This window comes from Streptomyces sp. SID3343 (assembly GCF_009865215.1).
Taxonomy (GTDB): Bacteria; Actinomycetota; Actinomycetes; order Streptomycetales; family Streptomycetaceae; genus Embleya.
The window spans coordinates 1-4,136 of record NZ_WWJX01001430.1; the positions used below are offsets into that span (position 1 = coordinate 1).

Annotated in this window: 2 protein-coding genes and 1 pseudogene; all 3 read right to left on the bottom strand. The window is 71.7% G+C overall.

Annotated features, from left to right (window positions below; genetic code table 11):
• Positions 1 to 1,138 (bottom strand): annotated as a pseudogene (locus GT354_RS45730) (tetratricopeptide repeat protein); the annotation flags it as partial.
• 20 nt (positions 1,139 to 1,158) lie between these two features.
• Positions 1,159 to 2,991 (bottom strand): HSP90 family protein, encoded by a 1,833-nt coding sequence (locus tag GT354_RS45735; RefSeq protein WP_161363397.1) that lies wholly within the window; start codon positions 2,989 to 2,991, stop codon positions 1,159 to 1,161.
• Between the two features lie 83 nt (positions 2,992 to 3,074).
• Positions 3,075 to 4,136, bottom strand: a 1,062-nt coding sequence (locus GT354_RS45740; RefSeq protein ID WP_346012478.1) for an LCP family protein, incomplete at its 5' end; no start/stop codon positions are given.

A 4,136-nucleotide genomic window follows, 5' to 3' on the forward strand; every position in this document is an offset into this window, starting at 1 on the left:
CGGTGAGCCGCGGCGCGGCGGTCGGCGCCACCCGCGGCGAACGCAGGCCCAGCGCCAGCGACGTCGCGACCGGGTCGGCGTCGAGCCGCTTGCGGGTGCGCGCGCTCACGGCGTCGTTCCCGTTGCGCGCGTCGAAGCGCGCGGTGATCTCGAACAGCTCACGCTCGACCGTCTCCCGCAGCGCACCGGCCGTGCGGCCCTCGAAGACCTCCAGGTCCGGGCCGCCCACCGCGACCACGCGGCGCAGCAGCACCGCGACGCCGCCGAGGAACTCGCTGTGGTCCGACGGGTCGCTCTGCGGACGGTCCAGCCACGCGCGGTGCTCGGCCAGGATCTCGATCCCGCGGCCCTCGTTGCCGGTCAGCGCGCAGAACTCGATGTGCTCGGCGACCGTGCCGTACGTGCTGACCTTGCCGCGCACCGCTCGATAGCCGCGCAGGTGGTGCGCCCGCGCCTCGTCCGGCCTGCCCACCCGCACGAGCGGCAGCATCGACGTCGCGAGCGAGACCTGCGGCTCCTCGGCGCACCTGAGCGAGCCGGCCAGGGTCGGCTCGAGCAGTTCGAGCGCGGCCTCGTCGGTGCCGCGCGCGATCAACCAGCGGGCCTGCTCGCGCCGTTCGCACGCGTCGCAGTCGGCGAGGGTGTCCCGGTCGGCCGCCAGCCACGCGTCGAACGCGTCGGCGCTCGCCGCGTCGTCGCCGATGTGGCGCGCGAGGTAGAACCGGCTCTGGTGCACGGGCCGCGCACTGTGCCCGGCCGTGCGGTAGCGCCGCTCCATGTCCGCGAGGTAGCCGCGGATCGCCGGGAGCGACACCTCGGGCACCGCGAGCAGCGAGCTGGTGATCCACTTGAGGTCCCAGAACAGATGATGCGTCAGCTGCTCGTCGAAGCCCTCCGGGCGCTCGTCCCACAGCTTGAGCAGACGCGACAGCGGAACCGGCGTGCGCGGCGACTCGCCGCCGTAGTTGTACGCGGTGATCAACCGCAGCAGCGCCCACGCGAGGTTGGCGTCGCTGCCCAGGCGCTCGGCGACCACGACCAGTTCCTCGGCCCGGCCGGTGCGCGCCTTGCCGTACGGCTGTTCCTCGTTCGCCTCCAACGCGGCGAAGAACCCGGCGTCGTCGCGGATTTCCATCACGGCTTGTTCTCCTCGGTGCGCTACTCGCCGGGATCGGGCTGGTGGACGGCGCGTTCGAGCAGACCGAGGAAGGACCGGCCGAGCAGGCCCGTCTCGGTCGACGTGAGCGGGCGGTGGCTGAGCAACAGGGCTTGGCCGTAGAGCCCTTCGACCGCGGCGCGGGCGAGTTCGGGGTCCGCGAGGCCCGCGATCCGGCGGACCAGGGGGTTGAGGTGGTTGAGCACGAGCCGTGCGCGCGGCGCCGAACCGCGCAACGAGCCCAGGATGCCCGACCACAGGTCGTCACCGCGTCCGGCCGCGTCCGCCTCGGCGCCCGCGCGGTCGCGTTCGCCGCGCGCGTCGCGCCCGTCGAGCAACAGCGCGGGCACGGTGACCGGCTGGAACGTACGCAGCGACACGTCGCACGACTGCGGGTCGAGCGCGGCGCGGGCGTGCGCGAGGAACGTCGCCGCGGCCAACTCGACGGCCGGGTCCACCGCGTCCAGGTGCGCGGTCACCGTGTCCGGGTCGAGCTCGGCGACCGTGGTGCCCGGGCGGATGTCGGGCAGCCGGTACACCAGGTCCAGGTCGTAGGTGTAGCCGCCGTTGACGACGCCGAGCCCGGCCGCCGCGGCCACCGGCGCGACCTGGCGATACTCCTCGACCGTGGAGGTGACGTGCACGATCGGGTGCCTGCGGGCGAATTCGTCGAGCGCGATGCGCCCGTCGGTGGTCTCGAACGGCAGCCACGGCAGCACGAGTCGAAGCAGTTCGTCGTCGTGCCGGGCGAGGGCCTTGACGCCCAGGTGATGGACGCTCAGGAACCGGGCCAGGCGCGGCTGGTCGTGCGCGGCGACATCGGCGAGCCAGTCCCGGATGTGGCCGCCGAGCGCGTCCCGCACGCCCGCGAGCGACTCGTCGTCGTACAGGTTCTCGCGCGAGGCGGTCGGTCGCAGCGTGTCGGTGTCGACCACGCAGCGCACGAAGAACGCCCAGTCGGGCAGCAGTTTGTCGGCGTTCTCGGTGAGCAGCATGCCCTTGAGGTGGACCCGGTGCTTGCCGCGCATCGCCGGACTGACCGCCTCCGGCAACACGAACGCGGCCCCGCGCACGCCCGCGAGCGGCACGTCGAGGTCGATCACGTCCAGCGGCGTGAAGCCCAGCCGGCTCTCGCAGTAGGCGGCGAGCGCGGCCCTGCGTTGCCCGGTGGTCGGGTAGGGCCGGTCCCACACCGCGGGGGTGTCGGTGATCGAGGTGACCTCGGCGCCGGTGACCACGGTGACCTCGTAGGGCAGCAACGCCCCGAAGTCCCGGGCGAGTTCGATCACCCGATCGGCGGTGAACCACGCCTCGCTGCCCCGACGCGGGGTCAGGAACACCGTGGTCCCGGGCACCGGGCACTCGCTCGCGTCCACCGTGCGCACCGTGTAGTGCCCGTCGGACCCGGCCCGCCACTCCACGGGCGGCGCGTCGGTGAGCGCGGACCGGGTCAGCACGGTGATCTCGTCGGCGACCACGAAGCACGCGAGCAGTCCGATACCGAACTGGCCGAGGTAGTCCCGGCGCGCGCTCTCCAACGCGTCGCGCTTGGAACTACGGCCGATCGTCGCGAGGAAGCGGTGCACGTCCGCCTCGGTCAGACCCACGCCGGTGTCCGCGACCCGCAGGCCGCCGTCCTCGACCGTGACGGTGATCGCGGCCGGGGAGTCGGGATCGGCCGACCGCCGCGCGGTGACCGCGTCGACGCCGTTCTGCAGCAGTTCGCGCAGGTACACCCGCGGACTGGAGTACAGGTGGTGCGACAACAGGTCGACCAGACCGCGCAGATCGACCTGAAAGGTGTGGTCTGCGGCGGGTATCGCGGCGTCGTTCATACGGGTGTCGTCACCTCGGGAGGAGTCGTCGACCGGGATCGGTCGCGTGCTGATCGTAGAGAAGGTCGACGGCTACCCGCGAGTCACTCCTTCGGCGCGTCCACGGTCCTTCCCTCACGCAGGGCCTGGAAGAGCGCCTTGGCGCCCTTGTCGTCCCACAGCACGGTGGATCCGACGTTGCCACCCGGGTTGTAACCCGGGTTCGCGATCGGCACGGTCGTGGTGACGCCCTTGCCACCGGAGAGGCTGCCCATGTCCTTGAACAGGTCGTACAGGTCGAACAGCCCGGCGTCGTCGTCCACGATCACCGCGCTGAGCGACGCGTCGGCCACCGGGAACGCGGTGAACGGGTTGAGCAGCACGCTCGCCGACTTGGCCTTCTTGGCCAAGGCGCCGAGGAACTGCTGCTGGCGTTCCATCCGGCCGAGGTCCGAGCGCGGGTCGAAGTAGCGGGCGCGCACGAAGGACAGCGCCTGCGCGCCGTCGAGCGTCTGGCATCCGGCCTTGAGGTCGGCGCCGGCCTTCTCGTCCTTGATCGGCTGCTTGAGGCAGATGTCCACGCCGTCCATCGCGTCGACGATGTTGTTGAAGCCGCCGAAGCCGATCTCCGCGTAGTGGTCGAGGCGCATACCCGTGGCCAGTTCGACGGTACGCGCGAGCAACGGCGCGCCACCGAGGGCGAAGGCCGCGTTGAGCTTGTTCTTCTGCGCCTTCACCGTCTTCCCGTTCTTGGTGTAGGCGGGAATCTGCACGTACGAGTCGCGGGGCAGGCTGATCAGCGCGGTGCCGCCCTTGCCCTTGTGCAAAAGCATCATCGAGTCGGTGCGCTTGCCCTCGGCCTTGCCGGTGTGCAGCTTCTTGCGATCGGAGGAGTCGAGTCCCTCCCGGCTGTCCGAGCCGACGATGAGCCACGTGGTGCCCTCCGACGACTTGGGCCGGCCGTCGTAGCCGCCGAGCACCGACTCGTGCCGGATCTGCGAACTCGCCCAGAAGTACGTCGCGGTGAAGAACGCGATCACCAGGACCAGGAAGATGCCGATCCCGATGAGGGTCGGCTTCTTCCAGTTCCTCGGGCCGCGCGGGGCGGCGGGGCCGCGCCGGGGACCACCCGGGCCCGAACCGCCGGGGCCGCCGGGACCCTGCGG

Coding starts and splice junctions, on each gene's coding strand:
- GT354_RS45735 (WP_161363397.1), bottom strand. CDS start 2,991: ATGAACGACGCCGCGATACCCGCCGCAGACCACACCTTTCAGGTCGAT.